We start from the raw sequence: 23657 nt of genomic DNA, 5'->3' as shown, positions 1-23657 counted from the left end.
GGATCCGGTCCCTAGCCCCGAACCGGTTCCTGGCCTGCCTTGCGGGAGGCCAGCGCGGAGAGGGCTCCAGTGCGCGCCAGCGCGCGCGTCGCAAGCCAGGACAACAGGCCGGCGACGACGACTCCGGAGACCGTCATGCAGACCACGTAGACCAGCTTCATCGCGTCGGTGTACTCGGGAAACCATTCGAAGATGAACGCGTCGTTGACACCGCCGAAGAGGCCGGCGGCCGCGCCGGCGAGCAGGGCGGTGGGGAGCCCCCAGTTGCGGTACAGGAAGGCGGCGAAGACCAGTTCGGCGCCCAGGCCCTGCACCAGCCCCGACACCAGGACGGTCCAGCCGTACTCGGACCCCAGGAACGACGACACCACGGCGGCGACGGTCTCGCAGAACAGCGCGGCGCCGGGCTTGCGGATGACCAGAGCGCCCAATACGGCCGGGAACAGCCAGAAGCCCGCGAGCAGGGCCGACGAGGGCGGGAACGCCACGAACAGGAAGTCCAGGACGTGGTGGAGGGTGTTCCAGCCGAAGAAGACGACGCCGGAGGCCACCGCGATCACGGCGGCCACAACGATGTCGACTACACGCCACGAGGCGCGCACGGGGCGGGGATTTTGCAGGGTGGTCATGGGTTTTTCCTCCTTGAGGCAAGGAGGGGAGGAAGAGCCGGCAAGCAGCTCACCCTGAGATCTCGACTCCCTTCGCCGGTACTAGCCGGAGCAGGTTCGAGGGTCTGCGTCGATGCGCACTCTCAGCGTCCGTGGCCCGGCCTTGGCGGCCGGATCCTGACGCTCCCCTGTCGTAGGTGTTCAGTTTTCCCAGTCTATCCCCGCGCTATGCTGGGCGGGTAATCACCCCAAACGACGGGAGCATCGCACGTGAAACTACTGCTGAAGGTTGTGGGCACGCTCGTGTCGCTGGGCGCGGGACTGGTGGGCGCCAAGCTTGTGGACGCGGTCTGGACAAAGATCACCGGACACGAGCCGCCCAAGCCGGCCAATCCGGAAAGCCAGGCGGAGGCCTCCCTGCGGCAGGCGCTCGGCTTCGCCGTGGTGTCCTCCGTGGTCGCGGCCATCATCCAGGTCGCCACCAACCGCGGCACGCAGCGCGCCATCGCCCGCTTTGGCAACAACCTCGACGAGGTCTAGGCCCGGACGAGTCCTGGCCCCACCGGGGCGCCGGCTAGTTGCGGGCGCCCTCGGGGCCCGGCGTCGCACCATCCGCGGCCTCACCGTCATCGGCCGCGGGCCCCGTGCCGCTCTGTGGCGCGGCTCCGGCCCCGGACTCCGCCCCGGCCTCGGCCGCCGCCGGGGGAACGGACAGGGCGTCGACCCGGCCCGCTCCGTCCACGGGGTGGAGGTGCCCGTCGGCCGCGCGGGACACGACCTCGTCAAGATCGTCCAGCACCAGGGTCTCCTTCTTCAGGTGCTTGGTGCGGTAGCCGGATCGGCCCACCATGTGGGCGCTGACGGGCGCCGTGAGCAGCTGGAACAACCACGCGAGCAGCAGGGCCGGGACCAGCGACCATTGGCCGAGTTGCAGTCCCACGGCCGTCAGCATCAGCAGCATGCCGAGCACCTGGGGCTTGGTCGCCGCGTGCATCCTCGAGAGCAGATCCGGGAAACGCAGCATGCCGATCCCCGCGGCGAGCGACATCAGCGCCCCCACAACCAGGCAGAGCGCGGACACGATGTCCACGGCGGTGCCGATTCCCGCATCCTGCATCAGGAGTTCCTCCTGTCCGTGACGTACCGCGAGACGGTGACCGAGCCGATGAAGCCCACCACGCTGGCGACCACGACAAACGGCAGGTTGTTGATGTGCCGGTTGGCGGCCATGTCCACGCAGAGCGCGGCGATGAGGATCGCCAGCAGCACGTCCAGCGCCAGCACCCTCTCCAGGATCGAGGGCCCGCGGGCGATGCGCACGATCGCCAGGGTGGCTGCCGCGGCAAGCAGGAGCCCGGCGACCCAGACCGCGATGTCGAAGATCATGCTTTCCTCTCCTGCTCCGGCGCGTCGACGGCGCCGTCCTCGGCGTTGAGCGCGGCCAATTCCTCGCGCGTTCCCATAACGCGGATGAGCCGGGCCTCCGTGTCGCGCACGGTGCGGCGGAAGTCCTCCGCCTCGGCCACTGTGTTCACGTTCAGGACATGCAGGTAGATGGTCGCGTGGGGGCGGTCCACCTCCACCACAAAGGAACCCGGCACCAGCGTGAGCACATGGGAGAGCGTGGTGGTCATCAGGTCCTCGCGGCTGCGCAGCTTGATGGCGACGACGGCGTTGCGCACCTTCGGCCCCCTGAACAGGGCGACCCCGAAGACCTGGAAGCTCGCCACGGCGACGTCCCACACGAAGCGGACGGCGAACAGCGCCGCGTGCAGGACGTTGAACCTGCCGCTCAGTTCCACCGGCGGGAGCCGGAACGTGGAGACGACGCCGAGCGAGATCAGGAAGCCGAAGACCAGGTTGCCGGCGCTGAAGTCCTGCCACAGGGCTCCCCACACCACGGCCATCCACACCAGCAGGGGAAGCTCCACCAGGAACCTGGCGCGCTTCCGCCGCCGGGACGTCGCGCCGGGGGTCCGCATCCCCAGGGCGGACGGGCGGGTCGGGCTCACGGGGCGACCCCCTTCACCGGATCGGTGGGCGCCGAGTCGGTCCCCAGCACGGCCTCGATGTAGTCGGTGCGGTCCAGCATGGCGCGCGCTGCCTGGTCGCTGAGATCGAACAGCGGCCCGGCGAAGACCGTCAGCGAGACGCCCAGCAGCACCAGGGCGGCCGTCGATCCCACCATGGTCCGCGGCAGCAGCTCGATGTCGCCGCGCTCGCTGAAGCGGCTCGCCGGGAAGTTCGCGACGTGGCTGTACGTGGTCACGCGGCCGCCGTCGGCCGCGCCCACCAGCAGCAGCGGATCCGGGTTCTCCGCGTCCTCCGCCTTGCGCCAGAAGGCGCGGTTCCAGACGCGGGCCACGGCCAACAGCGTGAGCAGCGAGGTGGCCACGGCGCCGACCAGCAACGTCCAGGCCAGGGGCGTCCCCAGCTCGATGCCGCCCTGTAGCAGCCCCAGCTTGCCGAGGAATCCGGAGAAGGGCGGGATGCCGGCCAGGTTCATGGCCGGCACGAAGAACAGGACCGCCAGGACCGGGGAGAGCTTGGACAGCGAGCCGAGGCGGTCCACGTTCGATGTCCCGGCGCGGCGTTCGATCAGGCCCGTCACCAGGAACAGGGACGTTTGGACGATGATGTGGTGCGCCACGTAGTAGACCGTCGCCGCCAGTGCCGCCACGTTGCCGACCGCGAGTCCGAAGACCATGTAGCCGATGTGGCTGGTCAGCGTGAAGGAGAGCATACGTTTGATGTCCGCCTGCGCGATGGCGCCGAGGATCCCGACCACCATCGTCAGCAGCGCGACGACCATCAGCAGGGAATTGATCCGGTCCCCCGGGAACAGGAGCGTCTCGGTGCGGACCATCGCGTAGACGCCGACCTTCGTCAGCAGGCCCGCGAACACCGCCGTCACGGGTGCGGGCGCGGTCGGGTAGGAGTCCGGCAGCCAGAACGAGAGCGGGAAGACCGCGGCCTTGATGCCGAAGGCCACCAGCAACATCAGGTGCAGGACCATCTGCGTGCCCGAATCGAGCTCGTTCAGCTTGATGGCGAGGTCCGCCATGTTGACCGTGCCCGTGGACGCGTAGATCATCGCGATGGCGATGAGGAACAGCATGGAGGAAACCACGGAGACGACGACGTAGGTCACGCCCGCGCGGATCCGCGCCGTGGTTCCGCCGAGCGTGAGCAGGACGTATGAGGCCGTCAGCAGGATCTCGAAGCCGACGTACAGGTTGAAGAGGTCGCCGGCCAGGAAGGCGTTGGAAACACCGGCCACCAGGATCAGGAAGGTCGGGTGGAAGACGGAGACGGGGCCGTCCTCGTCGCCGTCGGCCATGCCCTGCCCGGTCGCGTAGAGCAACACGGCGAGGCTTACTGCCGTCGAGACCACCAGCATCAGGGCGGAGAACTCGTCCACCACCATGGAGATGCCGAACGGCGGCGCCCAGCCGCCCAACAGGACGGCCTGGGCTCCGTTGCCCCACGCGGAGGACAGCATCCAGACCTCGAGCGCCAGCGTCAGGACCAGCGCGGAGATAGTGACCGCGCGCTGGACGCGGGTGTGCCGGCGCAGCACGAACGCCAGGGCGGCGCCAAGGATCGGCAGGGCGACGGCGAGCGGGGCGAAGGCCACGGCGGCCAGTGGTTCGGTCATCGTGCCTCCCTGTTCCGTCCATGGTTGTTGGTTCCGGCGCTTTCCTCCGACGCCGCCTGGCGCCGGTCCGATCTGTCCCGAGACCGCGTGGCCGCCGCCGTGGCCCGCGAGGCGGCCTCGTCGTCGTCTTCATCGGTGAACTCCGTGGTATCCGCCGCCACCTCCGAGTCCTCCTCGAAGTCGAAGTGCGACTGGGCCGCGACGCGGCGGTCCTCGACGTCGTCGACAACCTCGTCGCGGCGGGCGATCACCCACGAGCGGTAGATGATCGCGAGCATAAAGGCCGTCACCGCGAAGGTGATCACGATCGCCGTGAGGATCAGGGCCTGCGGCAGCGGGTCGGAATACTCCTCCGCGGCGACGTCCGCGTTGAAGAGCGGCGCCAGCCCCGGAAGGCCGCCGGTCGCCAGGAGCAACAGGTTCGCGCCGTTGCTGATGAGCATCAGGCCCAGCAGCACGCGGGTCAGGCTGCGTTCAAGGAGCAGGTAGATTCCCGTGGCGAAGAGCACGCCCATGACCACCAGCAGGGTCGCGTTGACGGTCATCGGGCCACCCCCTCGGCCTGGGCCTCGGCGGGCTCGTGGTCCTGGTGCGGCGCGGCGCCCTCGGACCGTTCGTCGATCTCGGAGCCGAGGCTGCGCAACACGTCCACGACCAGCCCGACCACCACCAGGTAGACGCCGATGTCGAAGATGGTCGACGTGACGAACTTGTGGTCGCCGAACACCGGGAGCGAGAACTCGAAGGCCGCGGACTGGAACACCTGTCCTCCAAAGAACAACGGCACGACGCCGGCGAGTGCGGCGGCGGCGAGGCCGAGGCCCAGCAGCGTGCCCGGGCTGATCGGCGTGGCCTCCGCGAGTTCGAACCGTCCGCCGGCCAGGTACCGGATGGCCAGGGCCAGCCCGGCCAGCAGGCCCCCGGCGAAGCCGCCGCCGGGCGTGTTGTGCCCGGCGAGCAGCAAGTAGACGGACACGAGGATCAAGGAGTGGAACAGCAGCCGCGTGACGACCTCAAGGATGATGGAGCGGCGCTCCGGGGCAAGGGTGCGCCCCGCCACGATCCAGGCGTCCTTGGCGGACTTGGCGAAGTGCCGGGCGATGGCCAGCGCCGCGGCGGACCGGTTCGGCTCGTGGATGTGCTCGGATCCGCGGTCCACCGAGCCCGGCTCGACGTCCTCCATGCTTCGCTTGTCGTCGCCGCGTCCGCGCACGTAGATCAGGCTGGCAACGCCGGTCGCGGCGGCCGCGAGAACGGTGATCTCACCGAAAGTGTCCCAGGCGCGGATGTCCACCAAGGTGACGTTGACGATGTTGCCGCCGGCTCCGCCGTAGTAGGCGAGCGCGGGGAACTGGAGGGAGATGGGGTCCGCCGTGCGCGAGGCCATGGCCGTCGCGGCCACGGCGATCATCACGAGGCCGAATCCGATGCCGATGGCCGCGCGGAGGACACGGTGCCCGGCCGGGTTGGATGTCCACAGTTGGGCGGGCAGCGTCCGCAGCGCCAGGACCATGGCCACCATTACGATCGTCTCCACCAGGAGCTGGGTGAGCGCCAGGTCGGGTGCCCCCTGCAGGGCGAACATGATGGCCATGCCGTAGCCCGTGACTCCCACCATCAGGACGGCGAGGAAGCGCTTGTTGGCCTTGATCGCGGCGATGGCGCCCACGGCCATGCACGCGCCGACCATCAGCTGCGCCGGGGTGTCGAACCAGACGATCTCACGCGGCAGCGGCGTCTCGAACCAGATGACCGCGACGGCCGGAGTCAGCAGGCCCACGGAGAGGATGACCGTCAGGTAGAACATCAGCGAACCGCGCTGGGTGCGGCCGGTGACCCAGACGGCGACCTCGTCCGTGGCGCCCAGGATGTACTTGTAGGCGCGCTCGGCGTCCAGGACCGGGTACAGCAGGTTCTGGGCGCGGGAGACCGCCCCTCGCAGCGCGAAGAACAGGACACCCACCACAACCACGAGGCCGGAGAGGCCGAGCGCCGGAGTGAAGCCGTGCCACAGGGCAAGGTGGACGGAATGCTCCTGCGCTGGGAACAGCGCGGCGTAGGGGGCGATCGCGTCCTCAAGGATGCCGGGCGCGAAGGCGAAGAAGACGGTGGCGACGGCCAGCAGCAGCGGCGCCGCCAGGAACAGCCAGGGGACGGGCTTGAAGGAGGTGGCGGGAACTCCGGGCTTGGTGGCGAAGCCTCCCCACACGAAGCGCGCGCTGTACGCGAACGTGAGCATCGAACCCGCCACGACGCCGGTGAGCAGCCATGTTCCTCCCGGCCCGCCGGCGGCGCCGTCGATCAGGGTCTCGAAGACGGACTCCTTGGAGACGAAGCCGAAGAATGGGGGCAGGCCCGCCATGGATGCGGCGCCGATGGTTGCGACGGCGAAGAGCTTGGGCGACGTCCGCCACAGGCCGGAGAGCTGGCGCAGGTCGCGCGTTCCGGCCTTGTGGTCGATGATGCCGACCACCAGGAAGAGCGTGGCCTTGAAAAACCCGTGCGCCAGCATCATGGCGATGCCGGCCATGGCCGCGTTGGCCGTCCCGATGCCCACCACAAGGATCAGGAAGCCGAGCTGGGAGACGGTGCCGTAGGCCAGGAGCAGTTTGATGTCGTTCTGGCGGAGCGCGCGCCATCCGCCCACCAGCATGGTCGCCAACCCCAGACCCAGCACCACCGGATGCCAGAAAGCGGTCTCGGAGAAGCCGGGGGCCAGTCGCGCCACCAGGTACACGCCGGCCTTCACCATGGCCGCGGCGTGCAGGTACGCGGACACCGGTGTCGGCGCCGCCATGGCGCCCGGGAGCCAGAAGTGGAAGGGAACCAGGGCCGACTTGGAGACGGCCCCGATCAGGATCAGGAGGATGGCGACGTCGACCGCCGTGCCCTGGGCCGCCACCGCGCCGGCCTGGGCCATGATGTCGGAAAGCCTGTAGGTGTCCGCGGCGTCGCCGAGCATGATGAGGCCAAGCAGCATCACCAATCCGCCGAACGTGGTGACGATAAGGGCCTGCAGCGCCGAGCGCCGGGCGAAGATTCGTGTCCGGGAGAAACCGATGAGCAGGTAGGACAGGACGGTGGTGAGTTCCCAGAAGATGAACAGGAGGATCAGGTCGTCCGCCGTCACGAGGCCGAACATGGCCCCGGCGAAGGCGAGCAGCTGCGCGCCGAACGGGCCGATGTTGGCGTCCTCGTTCTTGAAGTAGCGCGCGCAGTAGAAGAGCACCAGCGCGCCCACGCCGAGGACCAGCAGGCTCATGACGGCCGCGAGCGCGTCCATGCGGAAGGCCGCCTCGAGGTGCAGCGACTCGATCCAGGTGACCACGGTGGACGGCGGTGCGTTGGGTTCGCCCGACGCGGCGGCCTGCTCGGCCGAGGTGAATTCGCTGAAGTTGACGAGGAGCCACACGAAGCCGGCCGCGGGCACCGCGCCCAACACGTAGAACGTTCCCCGGCCCAACCTGCGGAAGATTAAGGGCGCCACGGCGGCCACCGCGAACAGAGCGATGAGCACGACGAGCACGATGATCTCCTGGTGGGCGCAAACTGCGTAGACACCGCTGGGCGTCGTGGCAGGTGGTCAAGGGCTGACTTAACTTTAACAGTTCGGCCGGGCCCCGCCGGACCAGGGGGGCCGTTCGGCGGGGCAATTACGCGTAGAGCGTTACGATTCAACCATGAGCCACCAGCCCGCGGCCGCGCCGGCCCCCGCCAACGCCGCGAGACCCATCAACCGGCAGGTTCTGGCATGGGCATCTTGGGACTGGGGCTCCGCGGCCATCAACGCGGTTATGACCACGTTCGTCTTCACGGTGTACCTGGCGAGCCCGCTGTTCGGAGAAACGGACTCCAACTCGGCGGTGTTGGGCAACGCGCTCGCGATCGCCGGCGTCGTCATCGCGCTGCTGGCGCCGGTGACCGGACAGCGATCCGACGCCGGCGGGCGGCGCCGCTTCTGGCTGGGCGTGAACACCGTCCTGGTGACCCTGGCGACGGCCGCCTGCTTCTTCGTTTTCCCGGAACCGAGGTTCCTGATCCTCGGCGTCACGCTGATCGCCGTGGCCAGCGTTTTCGCCGAGTTCGCGACCGTGAACTACAACGCCATGCTGCCCCAGGTCTCCACCCCCACGACCATCGGCAAGGTGTCCGGCTTCGGATGGGGCATGGGATATCTGGGCGGCATCATCGCCCTGGCCATCGTCCTCTTCGGATTTGTGCAGCCGATCGTGGACTGGCCGGGCGCCTCCGAGGACGGCTCGTTGAACCTGCGCCTCGTGGCCGTGTTCTCCGCCATCTGGTTCCTGGTATTCGGGTTGCCTGTCCTTTTCGCCGTGCCCGAGGTACCGAGAAGGGTGGACACGTCCAAGGTCGGCTTCCTGGAGTCGTACCGCATCCTCGGCCGGCACGTGAAGGCGCTCGCCGCGTCGGCTCCGCACACGCTGTACTTCCTGATCGCCGCGGCCGTCTTCCGGGACGGCCTGGCCGCCGTGTTCACCTTCGGCGGCATCATCGCCGCGGGGACCTTCGGCTTCTCGACGTCCCAGGTGATCGTTTTCGCCATCGTCGGAAACGTGGTGGCGGCGATCGGCGCCATGGTGGGCGGCCTGCTGGACGACAGGATCGGCCCGAAGGCGGTCATCATGGGCTCGCTCGTCGGCCTGCTGGTGGCCGGCGGCGGAGTGTTCCTCTCCCCCGACGCCGGCGGCTTCTGGGTGTTCGCGCTCCTGCTGTGCCTGTTCGTTGGGCCCGCGCAGTCCTCGGCTCGCGCTTTCGTCGCCCGGCTGGCGGAGCCGGGGCGGGAGGGGGAACTTTTCGGCCTGTACGCGACGACCGGCAGGGCGGTCAGCTTTATGGCGCCCGCCCTGTTCTCGCTGGCGATCGTGCTTGCCACCCCGCACGTCGCCGCCGGTGGCGCCCAGCGGTTCGGGATCCTCGGCATCCTGGCGGTCCTGCTGATCGGCCTTCTGTTGCTGCTGCCGGTGCGCAGGCCCGCCCGCCAGAACCCTTAGCCGCCGGCCCCGGCATCCCACGGTCCCGCTCCCGTGCGGTTCCGCGTCCAACCGGTTGCCACTTCTCCGGCCGCACTTCTCCGGCCGCACTTTTCCGGCCCTACTTTTCCGGCCCTACTTTTCCGGCCCTACTTTTCCGGTCCTACTTTTCCAGCCGGGTGCGGTGGAAGTTCAGGTGGCTGCGCGACGCCGTCGGTCCCCGCTGCCCCTGGTAGCGGTTGCCGTATTCGCCCGAACCGTAGGGGTGCTCTGCCGGGGAGCTGAGCTTGAAGAAGCACAGCTGGCCGATCTTCGAGCCCGGCCAGAGTTTGATGGGAAGCGTGGCCATGTTGGAGAGCTCAAGCGTCACGTGCCCGGAGAAGCCGGGATCGATGAAGCCCGCCGTCGAGTGGGTCAGCAGTCCGAGGCGGCCCAGCGACGACTTCCCCTCGAGCCGGGCGGCAACGTCGTTCGGAAGCGTGACGGCCTCGTAGGTGGAACCCAGGACGAACTCCCCGGGGTGCAGGATGAACGGCTCGTCCGGTTCGACCTCAACCAGCCGGGTCAGCTCCGGCTGGTCCAGCTCCGGATCGATGTGCGCGTACTTGTGGTTGTCGAAGAGGCGGAAGAAGCGGTCGATCCGCACGTCGACGCTCGAGGGTTGCACCATCGAAGGGTCGTAGGGGTCCAGCGCAATGCGGCCGGAGTCGAGTTCGGTCCGGATGTCGCGGTCTGAGATCAGCACCCGTCCAAAATATCCCATCGGGCGGCGTTCGCCGGCAAGCGTTTCGGCGCCACCCGAGTCGATGCCTTGGCTGTCCGCCCGGGCCGCGGAGGGATACCCTGAGTGCAACACACCCGAGGCGGGCGCAGCGCCCGCCCTAGCGATGGACGAACCATGGACGAACCCGCACTTCAGCGCCGGATTTACGGGGGCGCGGCACTTGTGGCCGCCGCGGCGCTGGCGCTTGCCGGGACGGCACCGGCGGCGGCCGCGACCTCCGCGGACCAGGACGCCGTGTTCGACTTCTCCGACCCGGCCGCCGCGACCGTGCTCGTCAACGGCAAGAACCCGCTAGATCCCCTCGACTACGTGCCCGCCGACCTGACGCCGGCCGGCGGCTCCGAGAACCTGATGGCGCCCGAGGCCGCCGTCGCCCTCGCCGTCCTGCTGGAGCACGCGGCCGCCGACGGCCACCGACTGATGGTGGAGAGCGCCTACCGGTCCCACTCCCGCCAGGACGCGCTCTACCGCCGCTACGTGGCGCGTTACGGAGAGGCCTACGCCTCCACCATCTCGGCCAAGCCGGGCACCAGCGAGCACCAGCTGGGACTTGCCGCCGACGTCGGCCTCGCCAGCGGCGAATGCTCGCTGGAACGCTGCTTTGGGGACACCCCGGCCGGGCGGTGGATCGACGGCAACGCGCGAGAGTTCGGGTTCATCGTCCGGTACCCCGACGGCCAGGAGGACGTCACGGGGTACAAGTACGAACCCTGGCACCTCCGCTACATCGGCACGACGGCGGTGGCCGCCATGGCGGAAACCGGCGCGCAGACTTTCGAGGAGTTCGCGGCCGCGGTGACGGTCGAGGGGGCCGGCGAGGTTCCCGGTTCCGGCGGAACGCCGTCCACCATTGCCCGTCCCGAGGCGCCGTCGCTGGACTGGTACCCGAAGTGGAGCCTGCGCATCAGGCCCTTCTGAGGCCGGGCTCGGCGACCGGACCTCCGGATCAGGCGCCGACCTCCGTGCGCACGGCCAGCAGCTCCGGGAAAAAGGTCAGCTCCAGCGCCTTTTGGAGGAAGCCGACGCCGGAGGAGCCGCCCGTGCCGCGCTTGAACCCGATCGTGCGCTCCACGGTCTTGAGGTGGCGAAAGCGCCATAGCTGGAAGTTTTCCTCGAGGTCGACGAATTCCTCGCAGGCCTCGTACAGGTCCCAGTACTCCCCGGCGCTCTCGTAGACCGTCTTGTAGACACCCACCAGCGCCTCGTTGAACACGTGCGCGCGCGTGACGTCGCGCTCCAGCAACTCGGCCGGGACGGGAAGGCCGCGGCGGGCCAGGAGCCGGATGAACTCGTCGTACAGCGACGGTGTCGCCAGCAGCTCGGTGAGCAGCTCGTGCGCCTGCGGATCGGCGTCGAACACGGCGACCATCGCGGCGTTCTTGTTGCCCAGCAGGAACTCGACCGCACGGTACTGGTAGGACTGGAAGCCGCTGGAGGACCCCAGGTCCCCGCGGAACTCCGCGTACTCGGACGGGGTCAGCGTGGCCAGCACGCTCCACTGTTCGGTCAGCGTGCGCTGGATGTGCTTGACGCGGGCAATGTGTTTGAGCGCGTAGCGCAGGTCGTCGTTCCGCAACCGGACCACGATGGCCCGCAACTCGTGCAGCATCAGCTTGAGCCACAGCTCGGAGGTCTGGTGCTGGATGATGAAGAGCAACTCGTCGTGGTGCTCGGGCCGGCTCACCGGGTGCTGCGAGGCGAGCAGGGTGTCAAGGCCCAGGTAGGACCCGTAGCTCATCTTGTCCCGGAAGTTGGTCTCGATGCCGTCCTCGAGGGCCCGCGTGTTCTTCTCGACGGACATGCCCGTCCCTTCTCCGGCGGCGCCGGAACGTGGTGGTTGATGGGATCCAGCCTACGCCGGGGGCCCACACCACGCACCGGCGGGCCGTCCGTCTAGCGTGCGCGGACGGGGATGCCCGTGAACGTCGGCTTCAGGGTCTCCGCGAAAAAGTCGTTGCCCTTGTCGTCGACCACGATGAACGCCGGGAAGTCCTCGACCTCGATCCTCCAGATGGCCTCCATTCCCAGCTCCGCATATTCGAGGACCTCGACCTTCTTGATGCAGTCCTGGGCCAGCCGCGCGGCCGGTCCGCCGATGGAGCCAAGGTAAAAGCCGCCATGGGTGTCGCACGCCTCCGTCACTTGGCGGGAGCGGTTCCCCTTGGCCAGCATCACCTTGGAGCCGCCGGCCGCCTGGAACTGGTCGACATAGGAGTCCATGCGACCCGCCGTCGTCGGGCCGAAGGAGCCGGACGCCATGCCTTCGGGAGTCTTTGCGGGGCCGGCGTAGTAGACCGGGTGGTCCTTGAGGTACTGCGGCATGTCCTCTCCGGCGTCGAGGCGCTCCTTGATCTTCGCGTGCGCGATGTCGCGCGCGACGACCAGCGGGCCGCTCAGGGAGAGCCGCGTCTTGACGGGGTGCCGCGTCAACTCGGTCAGGATGTCGTCCATCGGGCGGTTCAGGTCTATCTTGACGACAGAGTTCCCGCCGGTGCCGGAGACGCCGGCGGCGTCCTCGCCGTGCTCGGCGACGGCGGCGTGCGTCTCGTCCGGCATAAAGCGGGCGGGATCCGTCTCCAGCTTCTCGACGAACACGCCCTCCGGCGTGATCTTGGCCAGCATCTGACGGTCGGCGGAGCAGGAGACGGCGATGGCCACCGGCAGGGACGCGCCGTGGCGGGGCAGGCGCACCACGCGGACGTCGTGGCAGAAGTACTTGCCGCCGAACTGCGCGCCGATTCCGAAGTGTCGGGTCAGCTCGAGGACCTTTTCCTCGAGTTCGACGTCGCGGAATCCCCGGCCGGTCATGGACCCCGTCGTGGGCAGCCCGTCCAGGTACTTGGCCGAGCCGTACTTCGCGGTCTTGAGGGCGAACTCGGCGCTCGTGCCGCCGATGACGATGGACAGGTGGTACGGCGGGCAGGCCGCGGTGCCGAGCGAGCGCAGCTTCTCGTCGAGGAACCTCAGCATCGAGTTCTCGTTGAGGATGGCCTTGGTCTCCTGGTACAGGAAGGACTTGTTCGCGGAACCGCCGCCCTTGGCCATAAACAGGAACTTGTACTGGTTCTCGTGGCCCGGTTCGGTGTCGGCGTAGAGCTCGATCTGCGCGGGCAGGTTGTTGCCGGTGCTCTTCTCCTCCCACATGGTCAGCGGCGCCAGCTGCGAGTAGCGCAGGTTCAGCTGCGTGTAGGCGTCGTAGATGCCCTGCGAAAGGGACTTCTCGTCCGGGCCCTCCGTGACGACCCGCTGGCCGCGCTTGCCCATAACGATCGCGGTGCCGGTGTCCTGGCACATCGGCAGGACACCGCCGGCCGCGATGTTGGCGTTCTTGAGCAGGTCGAGGGCCACGAACTTGTCGTTCGGGCTGGCCTCGGCGTCGTCGAGGATGTTGCGCAGCTGCTGGAGGTGCGCCGGGCGCAGGTAGTGCGAGATGTCGTGCAGCGCCGTGCGGGAGAGAAGCGCCAGGGTCTCCGGATCCACCTCGAGGTACGTCCGGCCGCCGGGCCCCTCCACGGTCCTCACGCCATCGGTCGTGAGCAGGCGGTAGGGGGTCTCGTCCTGGCCGATCGGCAGCAGGTCCTCGTACTGGAATTCCGTCATGGTGCTTCCTCGCAGTGTCTCCATCTAGGGCGACTCCACTGTAGTTCGACAATCGGGTCTGCAAAGAAACCTGCGCCCCGATGACGCGCGCGGCGCCCCGGGTGCGGCCCCGCGGCGGCTTGCACAACGTCCATGGGCATGGTCGGCTGGAGTGCATGAGCGAACAGCCGAACGAAGCACCCGAGACCGAGAACACGGGCAACGAACCCCAGACGCACCTGGAGACGGTCCTGGTGGCCGGGCAGGCCGATCCCGGAATGGCCGGCACCGTCATCGGAACCTTCCTCCGGGAAGAGGTCTACTTCCTGAGCCGCGAAGAGGTCGGGGAATCCACGGAGAACGTCCAGCCGCTCCTGCTGCAGAACAGCGACGGAAGTCCGCTGATCGCCCTCTTCACCCACGTGGACCGCATTCCCGCCACCTACATCGAGGAGGCACCGTTCGCCGTGCGCGTGGTCGGCGCGGCCGTGATCGACAACCTCCAGGGCGCCGGCATGGTCATCAACCCCGGCCACCCCATCGGCTTCGAGATCGGCCCCGAGGGCGTCGAATCGATCCGCCGCGATTTCCGCCCCGACGGCACGTCCACCAGCCAGGCACCCGGCGACGCGGCACCGACGCAGGCCCCCGAATAACCCGCGGGCAGCCCCGCCGCCGGGTCCCGCGCACGGGATCCGGCGGCCGTGGAGCGGGTCTAAAGTGGAGTCATGAATCTTGAAGAGACCCCGCTGCCCGGCATCGGGGTGCGGCGCGAAATCACCCTGTCGACGGGTCGCCGGGTGGGTGTGGTCATGCGCCGCGACGGAGAGCTGGAACTCATCGTGTCCCAGCGCGACGATCCCGACGCCTGCCAGGCGTCGGTCCGCCTGACGGACGAGGAGGCGGCCGCGCTCGGCGGAATGCTGGGGGCGCCCCAGCTGGTCGCCCACCTCACCAGCCAGCACAGCAACCTTCCCGGGGTCAATACCCAACAGTTCGTGCTGAGCGACGAAAGCCCCTACGCGGAGAGCTCGCTGGGGGACACCCATCTGCGGACCCGCACCGGCGCATCGATCGTCGCCGTCTCGCGCGCGGGGCAGGTGGTCCCCTCCCCCGCGCCGTCGTTCCAGCTGGCCGCCGGCGATGTCCTTGTGGTCGTCGGCACCTCCGAGGGCCTGGACCGGGCCGCCGAACTTCTCGCCCGCGGGTAGGAGCGGACGCCCATGGATGACACCCAATTTGTCTTGATCGAACTGGGTGCCGTGTTCCTGGGACTCGGGCTCCTCGGCCGCCTGGCCGCGCGCATCGGCATGTCGCCGGTGCCCCTGTACCTCCTTGGCGGACTGCTGGTCGGCCACGGCGGCGTGGTGCCGCTGTCCGGGATCGAGGAGTTCGGCCACATCGCCAGCGAGCTGGGCGTGGTGCTGCTCCTGTTGATGCTCGGCCTGGAATACACGGCCAAGGAGCTGATGACCGGGCTCAAGAGGTCCTGGCTGGCCGGAGTGATGGACTTGGTCCTGAACTTCACGCCGGGCGCGGCGCTCGCCCTGATCCTTGGGTGGGGGTTCCCCGGCGCCCTGGTCCTTGGCGGCGTCACCTATATCTCGTCGTCCGGCATCGTCGCCAAGGTGCTGACCGATCTGGAGCGCCTGGGCAACCGCGAAACGCCGGTGGTCCTTTCCATCCTGGTTCTCGAGGATCTGGCGATGGCCGTCTATCTGCCCATCCTGACGGCCACGCTGGCCGGCGTCAGCTTCTGGGGCGGGCTCCGGGCGGTCGGCGTTGCGTTGCTCGCCGTCACCCTGGTCCTGTTGCTGGCCCTGCGCCACGGCGGGGCGATCTCTCGGCTTGTGCACTCCAACGACCGCGAGAACTTCCTCCTCAAGCTGATCGGAGCCGCGCTGCTCGTGGCGGGCTTCGCGGCCGCCCTGCAGGTCTCGGCCGCGGTCGGGGCGTTCCTCCTCGGCATCGCGATCTCGGGTTCCACGGCGCATTCGGCCGCCAAGATCCTCGAGCCGCTGCGCGATCTCTTCGCCGCCATGTTCTTTGTGGTCTTCGGCATCAACACCGATCCGACGACCATCCCGCCCGTGCTTGCGCTGGCCCTTGGGCTGGCCGTATTCACGTCCCTGACGAAGGTCGCGACCGGTGCCTGGGCGGCCAAGCGCGCCGGCATCGGCATGCGCGGGCGGATACGCGCGGGAACGGCGCTGATCGCGCGCGGGGAGTTCTCGATCGTGATCGCCGGCCTCGCCGTCTCCTCCGGCGCCGTCGGCTCGGAACTCGCCGCCCTCGCGACCACCTACGTGATGCTCCTGGCCGTCCTCGGCCCCGTGGCGGCACGCTACGCCGAGCCCGCCGTCCGGGCCCTCCGCGCCCCGCGCCAGGAACCGGAACCGACGCCTGACGCGTTCCCTTCGGGCTAGGCACCGGCGAGTCTTCCCGGCACTTGCGCCATCGGCGCCGCGCGCGGCACGCCGTCGCCAAGCCGATGGCGCAAGGCATGCCTGACGTGGGATATGCTGGGTTGCGCCCGCGGTACGAACGGACTTGCGGGCGTGTGCGGGCGTAGCTCAATGGTAGAGCGCCAGCTTCCCAAGCTGGACACGCGGGTTCGATTCCCGTCGCCCGCTCTCTTTGTGACCAAGTCAGGTCACCTGCCGACGGACCGGCGGCGTAAACTGGAGGCGCTATGAGACGCACCATGTTCAAGTCCAAGATCCACCGCGCCACGGTCACCCACGCCGACCTGCACTACGTCGGCTCGGTCACCGTGGACCTCGATCTGCTCGACGCCGCCGACATCCTTCCCGGCGAACTCGTGAGCATCGTGGACGTCACCAACGGCGCCAGGCTGGAGACCTACACGATCGCCGGCCAACGCGGCAGCGGCGTCGTCGGCATCAATGGCGCCGCTGCCCACCTGGTCAAGACGGGCGACGTCGTCATCCTCATGACCTACGCGGAAATGGACACGGCCGAGGCACGCGGGTTCGTCCCGAACGTGGTCCACGTCGACGCGGACAACCGCGTGGTCGACGTTGGATCGGATCCGGGCGCCGCACTCGTCGAGGGCCTTTCGCGTCCACCGCTGTCCGTCGTCCCCGACGACCACGCGCCCCGGACGGTGGTTCCGGGCGGCGTCCCGGACGACGCCCCTGGCGCCCGCCGAGCACGGTTCGAGTCCTAGGCCTTGCTGGGGGTCCTGTCGGGTTTCGCCGTTGTCTGGACCGTCATTGCCGTTGGCTACGCGGTGGGACGCACCGGGGTTCTGGGTCCCAACGCACGCTTCGTACTGAACCGCCTGACCTTTTTCGTCGCCAGCCCCGCCCTGCTCTTCACCACCGTTTCCGATTCGGATCCGGCGTCCGTCCTGGGGCCCATGCTCGGCGTCGCACTCGTCAGCGCCGTCATCGTGGCGCTCCTGTACCTGGCCATCACGGCCTGGTGGCTCAAGCGCGGCCGTTCGGAGGCGCTCATCGGCTCCATGAGCGCCGCCACCGTGAACTCAGCCAATCTTGGACTGCCGATCGCCGCGTACGTGCTCGGGGACATTTCCTACGCGGCTCCGGTCATCCTGTTCCAGCTGGCGCTCTTCAGCCCGGTGTTCCTGGCGATGCTGGACGCGTCGACGACCCGGCACCGAACAACCGCGCTGTCCATGATCGTGCAGACGGCCCGCAATCCCATGATCATCGGGTCGCTGCTAGGCCTGGCGTTCGCGATCTTCGGCTGGCAGCTTCCGCAGCAGCTGGCGGACCCCGTGGAGCTCATCGCGGGGGCCTCCATTCCGGCCATGCTGATCGCCTTCGGGATATCGCTCGTCGGTTCCAAGCCGTTGGACCGCGCCTCCGCGCGCCGCGCCGACGTCCTGGTCGCCTCCTTCCTGAAGCTCTTCCTGCAGCCCGCGCTGGCGTGGGCGATCGGCATGTGGCTGTTCGGCCTGCGCGACGCCGAGCTGTTCGCCGTTGTGGTGATGGCCGCCCTGCCCACGGCCCAGAACGTCTTTGTAACCGCCTCGCGCTACGAGCGCGGCGTTGTGGTGGCCAAGGACACCGTCCTGGTGACGACGATCGTGGCCGTCCCCGCGATGATGCTGGTCCCGCTGCTGCTGGCCTGACGGAATAAATGCCTCTCGCGGCGGCGTTGAGCCTGCTAGCGTACGCATTGCCGCCGGCTCGGGCCGGCAACCCGCACCATGCCCCAACAGCACCAAAGGATTCCGCCATGAACCGACGCAAGCTTTCACTCGCCGCCGCCGCCGTTGCCATCACGTTCGCCGCCGCGGGCTGCGGCGCCAGCGCCCCGGAGTCCGAGAACTCGACGGAGGCCGCGGGCGGCCTGACCCTGCAGGACGTCAAGGACGCCGGAGTGCTGAACGTCGGGACCGAGGGCACCTACAAGCCGTTTTCCTTCCACGAGGGCGGAACGGGCGAGCTGACCGGGTACGACGTCGAGGTCGTCACCGCGGTGGCGAAGAAGCTCGAGGTCGAGGCCAAGTTCCAGGAAACCCAGTGGGACGCCATCTTCGCTGGCCTGGAGTCCGGCCGCTTCGACACGATCGCGAACCAGGTGTCCATCACAGAAGACCGCGAGGCCAAGTACGACTTTTCCGAGCCGTACACGGTGAGCACCGGTGTCGTGGTGACCGCGGCGGACAACAACGAGATCAACTCCTTCGAGGACCTCTCCGGAAAGACCACCGCGCAGTCGCTCACGAGCAACTGGTACAACTTGGCGAAGGAGAGCGGCGCCAAGATCGAGGCCGTCGAAGGCTGGGCCCAGTCCATCACGCTGCTGGAGCAGGGTCGCGTCGACGCCACGATCAACGACAAGCTGACGTACCTCGACTACCAGAACACCGACAACAACCCGAACATCAAGATCGCCGTCGAGACCGACGAGCAGTCGTTCTCCGCGCTCGCCTTCCCGAAGGGCAGCGCTGACCTGGTCAACGCCGTGGACACGGCCCTGGCCGAACTCGAGGCGGACGGCACGCTGACGGAACTCTCCGAAAAGTACTTCGGTGCCGACATTTCCAAGTAGCGGATGGGCAGGATCGGGGCTAGCGATACTGTGAGCCCATGAGTATCGACTGGCAGCTCTTCCTCGACTCGCTGTGGCCGATTGTCCTGGGCGGGATAACGGGCACCATTCCGTTGTCTCTGATGAGCTTCGCGATCGGGCTCGCCATCGCTCTCGTTGTTGCGCTGATGCGCATCGGGCGAAACCCGGTGCTGTCCTGGATCGGCCGCGCCTACATCTCCATCATTCGCGGCACTCCCCTGCTGGTCCAGCTGTTCGTCATCTTCTACGGCCTGCCGTCGATCGGCGTGACGCTCGATCCGTGGCCGAGCGCGGTCATCGCCTTCTCCCTGAACGTGGGCGGCTACGCGGCCGAGATCATTCGCGCGGCGATCCTGTCGGTGCCCCGCGGCCAGTGGGAGGCCGGCTATACGATCGGCATGTCTCGGGGGAAGGCGCTGCGCCGGCTGATCCTGCCGCAGGCCGCACGGGTCTCCGTTCCGCCGCTGTCCAACACGTTCATCTCCCTCGTCAAGGACACCTCGCTCGCCTCGCTGATCCTGGTGACCGAGCTGTTCCGCCAGGCGCAGGAGGTGGCGGCGTTCAGCCAGGAGTTCATGTTGCTCTACGTGGAGGCCGCGCTGGTCTACTGGGTGTTCTGCCTGGTGCTGTCGGCGGGCCAAAACAAGATCGAGGAAAGGCTGGACCGGTATGTCGCCCACTGAGCCGTCGTCGCCCGCGGAGCCGTTGCTTTCCGTCAGCGGCCTGCAGAAGTCGTTCGGCGACCACCAGGTGTTGAGATCCATCGACCTGAAGGTCAACCAGGGCCAGGTCCTGGCACTCATCGGTCCCTCGGGCTCCGGCAAGACCACCGTGCTCCGTTGCCTCAACGGGCTGGAGAGGCCGGACGCCGGAACGGTCGCGTTCTCGGGCGGGCCCAGCGTCACCTTCGGCGCGAAGACCACCCGGGCGCAGGCGCAGTCCCTGAGGCAGAAGAGCGCCATGGTGTTCCAGGGCTACAACCTCTTCCCCCACATGACCGTGCTGCAGAACGTCATCGAGGGTCCAGTGCAGGTGCAGCGCCGCCGGAAGGCCGAGGCCACCGCCGACGCCGAGGCGCTGCTCGCCCGGGTCGGTCTGTCCGAAAAGCGCGACCAGTACCCCCACGAACTCTCCGGAGGACAGCAGCAGCGCGTGGGGATCGTGCGCGCGCTCGCATTGAAGCCGTCGCTGCTGCTCTTCGACGAGCCGACGTCCGCACTCGACCCCGAGCTGGTTGGCGACGTGCTCACGGTCATCAAGGAGCTCGCCGAGGAGGGCTGGACCATGGTCATGGTCACCCACGAGCTCGCGTTCGCGCGCGAGGTCGCGGACGAGGTGGTCTTTATGGATGGCGGGGTGGTCGTCGAACGGGGGCACCCGGACACGGTGTTGCGCGAGCCCGCGCAGGAGCGCACCCGCCAATTTGTGCACCGCCTGCTGAATCCCTTCTGAGGACCGCCGCCCCGTTCACACCGCCCGGAACCCGACCCGCATCCCGTCGAGCTCCCGCACCTTTCCCAGCGCCGCGGCCAGGTCTTCGCGCAGGTCCCCGACGTCCTCAACTCCGACCGAGAGCCGCACCAGGTCCGTGGGAACCGCCAGCCCGGTCCCACGGACCGAGGCATGCGTCATGTCGGAGCAGTAGCAGACCAGCGATTCGACCCCTCCCAGGCTGACGGACAGGCCGAACAATCGGGTCGATTCGGCGAAGGCGCGCGCCGCACGCTCCCCGCCCGCGAAGCGCAGCGACACGATGCCGCCGAACCCGGACATCTGCCGCGCGGCCAGCCGGTGTCCCGGATGCCCGGGCAACCCCGGGTAAAGGACGTCGGAGACGCCGTCCTGTTCGGAGAGCCACAGCGCCAAGTCGAGGGCGTTGGCGCAGTGCCGCTCCATCCGCAACCCCAGCGTCTTCAGGCCACGCGCCGCCAGGTAGCAGTCCTGCGGCCCCGCCACGGCCCCCGCCGCGAACTGCTGGTAGCCAACGCTCTGCGCCAGCGGTTGGCCGCGGTGCGACCGATCCGCCAACACGACGGCGCCGCCGAGCACGTCCGAATGCCCGCCGATGTACTTGGTCGTCGAATGGACCACGACGTCGGCGCCCAGGTCCAACGGTCGCTGGAGGTAGGGCGAGGCGAACGTGTTGTCGACGACCAACAGCGCCCCGGCCGCGTGCGCGACCCCGGCCCAACCGGCGATGTCGGCGATGCCCAGCAGGGGATTCGACGGCGTCTCCAGCCACAACAGGGCGGTCCGGCCCGGCTCCACGGCGGCCGCGACGGCGGCAAGGTCCGTGGTGTCCACGGGCGTGTTCGCGACCCCCCACGGGCCGAGCAGGTGGTTGACGAGGCGGTTGGTGCCCCCGTAGCCGTCGCCGCCGAGGACGATGTGGTCGCCCGGGAGCAGCAGCGCGCGCAGCAGGGCGTCCTCCGCCGCCAGTCCCGAGGCGAACGCGAATCCCGCGGCACCCCGCTCCAGCGCCGCCAACTGCGCCTCGAACCCGTTGCGGGTGGGATTCGATCCGCGGCTGTACTCGTGCCCGGCACGCAGCACGTTGATGCCGTCCTGGATAAAGGTGCTGGTCTGGTAGATCGGCGGGATGACGGCGCCAGTGAGCGGATCCGGCTCCTGCCCGGCGTGGATGGCGGTGGTGTTGAAGCCGCGGCTCGCCTGGCCGGCCGGCCACCCCACGTCAGCCCACCCGCCCTGCGGGCGCGGGCGGCCCGGCCGGCACGGGCGGCCCGGCAACCGCCGGGTCGGCCTCGGCGGGAAGGAGCGCCGACAACGCCCGGTCGAGGTCCGCCAGCAAGTCCCCCGGATCCTCCAGCCCCACGGAAAGGCGGATGGTGGTATCCGCGATTCCCGCGGCCGCCCGCTGGTCCGCGGTGAGCCGGCAATGCGTCATGGCCGCCGGGTGCGCGACCAGCGAGCGGGTGTCTCCCAGGTTGGCCGCGAGGGTGAAGAGCCGCAGCGAATCGATGAACGGGCCGACCCGGTCCGCGCGCGCCGCGAGATCGAAGGCGAAGACGGATCCGGCCCCGCGCGGGAAGTCGCGCGCTGCGATGCCCGCGTCCGCGTTGCCGGGGACGGAAGGGTGGTGCACCCGGGCTACCGCGGGGTGCGCCGCCAGGAAACGGGTGACCCGCGCCGTGTTGGAGGCGTGCCGTTCAACCCGCAGCCCCAGCGTCTCAAGCCCCCGCAGGATTTCCGCCGCGCTGGCCGGCGCCAACGACGGCCCCAGGTCGTGCAGGTACTTGCTGCGCGCGAGCGCCAGGTACGCCCCGCGGCCGTGCCGCCGGGCGAGGCTGTCGCCGCCGTACCGTGCCTTGGGGGACGCGAGTTGCGGCAACTTGTCCGGATGCGCGGCGAAGTCGAAGGATCCGGAGTCCACGACGGCACCGGCCAACACGGAGCCGTGCCCGCCAAGGAACTTCGTGGCGGAATGGACCACAACGTCGGCGCCGTGCTCGAAGGGCCGGTAGAGGACCGGCGTCGCCAACGTGTTGTCCACCACCACCGGCACGCCGGCCCGGTGGGCGGTCGCCGCGATGGCCGGCAGGTCCGGCAGGGTCGCCAGCGGATTGGTGATGGATTCGAGCAGCACCGCGCGCGTGTCTCCCGTGATCGCGGAGGCCCACTCCCGCGGGTTGCCGGGGTCGACGAAGTCCACGGCGATCCCGAAGTCGGCGAAGGTATCCGTCAGCAGGTCCACCGTTCCCCCGTGCAGCCGGGATGAGGCGACGACGTGCCTGCCGCCCGGCGTGCGGACGCCGTGTTCGTCCCGGCCGCCGCCCAGCAACGCCAGCAGCGCGACGGCGACGGCCGACTGCCCCGTGGACGTGGCGATCGCGCCGGTCCCGCCCCGCTGGCGGGCGATCCCGCTCGGCCCCCACGGTTCCTGAACCGCGAGGCGGTGGCCAAGCTGGTGGCCGAGAACGGCGAGCTGGACTTCGCGGAACACCTGTGGCCCCTGCTGGCGAAGGACGCGGCCTACGGCTACTACCGCGAGCTGTTCACGGGGCATCCGGACCGGGTCTCCATGGGTTGGCCCGAATTCGACGCCGGATACGCCGCCGTGGACTGGTACTCCGCGGGCCGAAGGGAGCTCGTCGAACACTCGGTGCCCCGCCACGAGGACAGACTGGAGTTCGAGTCGCTCGACCGGCCGCTGGACGGCGCCGTCTTCTCCCGTCGCGAGGACCTGCAGCGCGCCGTCGCCGAGCACATTGCCGGCGACCTGGAACTGCGTGACGGCGGCCGGAACACCGAGACGCTCGGCATCTTCCTCGGACTGCTGGGGGTGTACATGGAGCTCGGCCGGCTGGTGCCCCTGGATGCGCTCAACAAGGCTTCCCGCGCCACGGTCTCCGGCTGGTGGCACGGCTTCTTCAGCTATGTGGACTCCGGCCCGCCCGCCCACCGGCTCCGCGAGCTGTTGGCCCTCCACCGGGCCGGGCTGGTCGAGTTTCTGGGTCCGGACACGCGGTTTGGGGCCGACGAGTCGAGCGGGATGTTCACCGCGCACAGCGCGTCCCTGGGTCAGACCTTCGCAGCCCGCACCCTGGTGGAGGCCCGGCTCCCCCACCCCACGCTCTCCGGGAGCGCCAACCCGGTGTTGCGGTTCCTCCACGACGCAGGGATCGCCGCCGAGGAGGCCACCGGGACGGGCAAGCTTCTGGTCGACGCGGAGCGCCGCGTCGTCGGCCCCGACGGGTCGGCGCGGGCCTGGCTCTTTGCGGTGGGCGCCGGAGTCTCCGGATGGGGCGGCGGCGCGTTCGCCCGGCCACACAGCAACGCGGCCCCCTTCCGGGACACCGACGCGCTGGCCCGCTCGCTGCTGGGAACACTGGCGGAATCACCACCGGCCGCGGCCGACGCGTCCACGGCGGCCATGTCCGAATCGCAGTTGGCGGCGTCCGTCGCCGACCTCCACCGTTACGTAGGGTAGGCACAGTGAATCCGAGTCCCCC

At 69.0% G+C, this 23657-nt stretch carries 24 protein-coding genes, 1 tRNA gene and 1 riboswitch; of the genes, 13 read left to right on the top strand and 12 right to left on the bottom strand.

Translation table 11 applies throughout. The annotated features are described in order from the left end of the window. Positions 1 to 11: 11 nt before the first annotated feature. Complete coding sequence (locus AC3ZJJ_RS01490; protein WP_489893505.1) at positions 12 to 629, bottom strand: ECF transporter S component; 618 nt, start codon at positions 627 to 629, stop codon at positions 12 to 14. 50 nt (positions 630 to 679) lie between these two features. After that, positions 680 to 808, bottom strand: a riboswitch (TPP riboswitch). 70 nt (positions 809 to 878) lie between these two features. Here AC3ZJJ_RS01490 and AC3ZJJ_RS01485 point away from each other — a divergent pair. After that, positions 879 to 1148: a DUF4235 domain-containing protein gene (locus AC3ZJJ_RS01485; protein ID WP_489893504.1), complete on the top strand. Its 270-nt coding sequence runs from the start codon at positions 879 to 881 to the stop codon at positions 1146 to 1148. A 34-nt stretch (positions 1149 to 1182) separates the two neighbouring features. Here AC3ZJJ_RS01485 and mnhG read toward each other — a convergent pair whose 3' ends face one another. Genes mnhG through AC3ZJJ_RS01455 form a run of 6 tightly spaced genes read right to left on the bottom strand, consistent with a single transcriptional unit; the run spans position 1183 to position 7792 of the window. Then, on the bottom strand, positions 1183 to 1725 hold the full coding sequence (mnhG, locus tag AC3ZJJ_RS01480) for a monovalent cation/H(+) antiporter subunit G (protein WP_489893503.1): 543 nt from the start codon (positions 1723 to 1725) through the stop codon (positions 1183 to 1185). Continuing rightward, positions 1725 to 1994 carry an MrpF/PhaF family protein gene (locus AC3ZJJ_RS01475; RefSeq protein ID WP_489893502.1) on the bottom strand — a complete coding sequence of 90 codons (270 nt, stop codon included), beginning with the start codon at positions 1992 to 1994 and terminating at the stop codon, positions 1725 to 1727. The genes mnhG and AC3ZJJ_RS01475 overlap by 1 nt, the downstream gene beginning before the upstream one ends. Continuing rightward, positions 1991 to 2620 carry a Na+/H+ antiporter subunit E gene (locus tag AC3ZJJ_RS01470; protein WP_489893501.1) on the bottom strand — a complete coding sequence of 210 codons (630 nt, stop codon included), beginning with the start codon at positions 2618 to 2620 and terminating at the stop codon, positions 1991 to 1993. Before AC3ZJJ_RS01470 ends, AC3ZJJ_RS01475 begins: the two co-directional genes overlap by 4 nt. Continuing rightward, positions 2617 to 4266, bottom strand: a complete 1650-nt coding sequence (locus tag AC3ZJJ_RS01465) for a Na+/H+ antiporter subunit D (RefSeq protein WP_489893500.1) — start codon at positions 4264 to 4266, stop codon at positions 2617 to 2619. Before AC3ZJJ_RS01465 ends, AC3ZJJ_RS01470 begins: the two co-directional genes overlap by 4 nt. Continuing rightward, positions 4263 to 4811, bottom strand: a complete 549-nt coding sequence (locus tag AC3ZJJ_RS01460) for a Na(+)/H(+) antiporter subunit C (protein WP_489893499.1) — start codon at positions 4809 to 4811, stop codon at positions 4263 to 4265. The genes AC3ZJJ_RS01465 and AC3ZJJ_RS01460 overlap by 4 nt, the downstream gene beginning before the upstream one ends. After that, the gene (locus AC3ZJJ_RS01455; protein ID WP_489893498.1) at positions 4808 to 7792 is read right to left on the bottom strand and encodes a Na+/H+ antiporter subunit A; all 2985 of its coding nucleotides are present in this window, start codon (positions 7790 to 7792) and stop codon (positions 4808 to 4810) included. Before AC3ZJJ_RS01455 ends, AC3ZJJ_RS01460 begins: the two co-directional genes overlap by 4 nt. Positions 7793 to 7946: 154 nt before the next feature. Here AC3ZJJ_RS01455 and AC3ZJJ_RS01450 point away from each other — a divergent pair, with 154 nt between their 5' ends. After that, the gene (locus tag AC3ZJJ_RS01450; protein ID WP_489893497.1) at positions 7947 to 9278 is read left to right on the top strand and encodes an MFS transporter; all 1332 of its coding nucleotides are present in this window, start codon (positions 7947 to 7949) and stop codon (positions 9276 to 9278) included. A 142-nt stretch (positions 9279 to 9420) separates the two neighbouring features. Here AC3ZJJ_RS01450 and dcd read toward each other — a convergent pair whose 3' ends face one another. Continuing rightward, positions 9421 to 10002 (bottom strand): dCTP deaminase, encoded by a 582-nt coding sequence (gene dcd, locus AC3ZJJ_RS01445; RefSeq protein ID WP_489893496.1) that lies wholly within the window; start codon positions 10000 to 10002, stop codon positions 9421 to 9423. A 153-nt stretch (positions 10003 to 10155) separates the two neighbouring features. Between dcd and AC3ZJJ_RS01440 the strand changes: the two genes are divergently transcribed. Continuing rightward, the gene (locus tag AC3ZJJ_RS01440; RefSeq protein ID WP_489893495.1) at positions 10156 to 10959 is read left to right on the top strand and encodes a M15 family metallopeptidase; all 804 of its coding nucleotides are present in this window, start codon (positions 10156 to 10158) and stop codon (positions 10957 to 10959) included. Between the two features lie 28 nt (positions 10960 to 10987). On the opposite strand, the gene kynA is transcribed toward AC3ZJJ_RS01440, so the two are convergent. Together kynA and AC3ZJJ_RS01430 are read right to left on the bottom strand one after the other, a co-directional pair. Further along, a complete protein-coding gene (gene kynA / locus AC3ZJJ_RS01435; RefSeq protein WP_489893494.1) occupies positions 10988 to 11842 on the bottom strand; it encodes a tryptophan 2,3-dioxygenase in 855 nt (284 codons plus the stop codon). A gap of 92 nt (positions 11843 to 11934) precedes the next feature. After that, complete coding sequence (locus tag AC3ZJJ_RS01430; protein WP_489893493.1) at positions 11935 to 13641, bottom strand: fumarate hydratase; 1707 nt, start codon at positions 13639 to 13641, stop codon at positions 11935 to 11937. Positions 13642 to 13796: 155 nt separating this feature from the next. Here AC3ZJJ_RS01430 and AC3ZJJ_RS01425 point away from each other — a divergent pair, with 155 nt between their 5' ends. The 9 genes from AC3ZJJ_RS01425 (at position 13797) to AC3ZJJ_RS01385 (ending at position 20139) form a co-directional block, all read left to right on the top strand. Further along, positions 13797 to 14276 carry an SseB family protein gene (locus tag AC3ZJJ_RS01425; RefSeq protein WP_489893492.1) on the top strand — a complete coding sequence of 160 codons (480 nt, stop codon included), beginning with the start codon at positions 13797 to 13799 and terminating at the stop codon, positions 14274 to 14276. A 72-nt stretch (positions 14277 to 14348) separates the two neighbouring features. After that, positions 14349 to 14831, top strand: a complete 483-nt coding sequence (locus AC3ZJJ_RS01420) for a cation:proton antiporter regulatory subunit (RefSeq protein WP_489893491.1) — start codon at positions 14349 to 14351, stop codon at positions 14829 to 14831. Positions 14832 to 14843: 12 nt separating this feature from the next. Beyond that, positions 14844 to 16046 (top strand): cation:proton antiporter, encoded by a 1203-nt coding sequence (locus AC3ZJJ_RS01415; RefSeq protein WP_489893490.1) that lies wholly within the window; start codon positions 14844 to 14846, stop codon positions 16044 to 16046. Positions 16047 to 16182: 136 nt separating this feature from the next. Beyond that, positions 16183 to 16253, top strand: a tRNA-Gly gene (locus tag AC3ZJJ_RS01410). A gap of 59 nt (positions 16254 to 16312) precedes the next feature. Beyond that, positions 16313 to 16810: an aspartate 1-decarboxylase gene (gene panD / locus AC3ZJJ_RS01405; protein WP_489893489.1), complete on the top strand. Its 498-nt coding sequence runs from the start codon at positions 16313 to 16315 to the stop codon at positions 16808 to 16810. Between the two features lie 3 nt (positions 16811 to 16813). After that, positions 16814 to 17740: an AEC family transporter gene (locus AC3ZJJ_RS01400; RefSeq protein ID WP_489893488.1), complete on the top strand. Its 927-nt coding sequence runs from the start codon at positions 16814 to 16816 to the stop codon at positions 17738 to 17740. Positions 17741 to 17847: 107 nt separating this feature from the next. After that, a complete protein-coding gene (locus tag AC3ZJJ_RS01395) occupies positions 17848 to 18666 on the top strand; it encodes an amino acid ABC transporter substrate-binding protein (RefSeq protein WP_489893487.1) in 819 nt (272 codons plus the stop codon). A gap of 38 nt (positions 18667 to 18704) precedes the next feature. Further along, a complete protein-coding gene (locus AC3ZJJ_RS01390) occupies positions 18705 to 19370 on the top strand; it encodes an amino acid ABC transporter permease (RefSeq protein ID WP_489893486.1) in 666 nt (221 codons plus the stop codon). Further along, positions 19357 to 20139 (top strand): amino acid ABC transporter ATP-binding protein, encoded by a 783-nt coding sequence (locus tag AC3ZJJ_RS01385; RefSeq protein WP_489893485.1) that lies wholly within the window; start codon positions 19357 to 19359, stop codon positions 20137 to 20139. Before AC3ZJJ_RS01390 ends, AC3ZJJ_RS01385 begins: the two co-directional genes overlap by 14 nt. Before the next feature lie 15 nt (positions 20140 to 20154). Here the strand turns inward: AC3ZJJ_RS01385 and AC3ZJJ_RS01380 are convergent, their stop codons facing one another. Together AC3ZJJ_RS01380 and AC3ZJJ_RS01375 are read right to left on the bottom strand one after the other, a co-directional pair. Further along, the gene (locus tag AC3ZJJ_RS01380) at positions 20155 to 21378 is read right to left on the bottom strand and encodes a cystathionine gamma-synthase (protein ID WP_489893484.1); all 1224 of its coding nucleotides are present in this window, start codon (positions 21376 to 21378) and stop codon (positions 20155 to 20157) included. 1 nt (position 21379) lies between these two features. Beyond that, positions 21380 to 22648 (bottom strand): PLP-dependent transferase, encoded by a 1269-nt coding sequence (locus AC3ZJJ_RS01375; protein WP_489893483.1) that lies wholly within the window; start codon positions 22646 to 22648, stop codon positions 21380 to 21382. On the opposite strand from AC3ZJJ_RS01375, the gene AC3ZJJ_RS01370 reads away from it, so the two are divergent. Next, entirely contained in the window at positions 22613 to 23635 is a 1023-nt protein-coding gene (locus AC3ZJJ_RS01370) for a hypothetical protein (RefSeq protein ID WP_489893482.1), read from the top strand. The two genes, AC3ZJJ_RS01375 and AC3ZJJ_RS01370, sit on opposite strands and share 36 nt — an antisense overlap. Positions 23636 to 23657: the final 22 nt, after the last annotated feature.

The organism is Arthrobacter sp. AOP29-A2-19, from assembly GCF_058138025.1.
The sequence above is the reverse complement of the archived record's forward strand: the minus strand, read 5'-3'. Positions and strand labels throughout refer to the sequence as shown.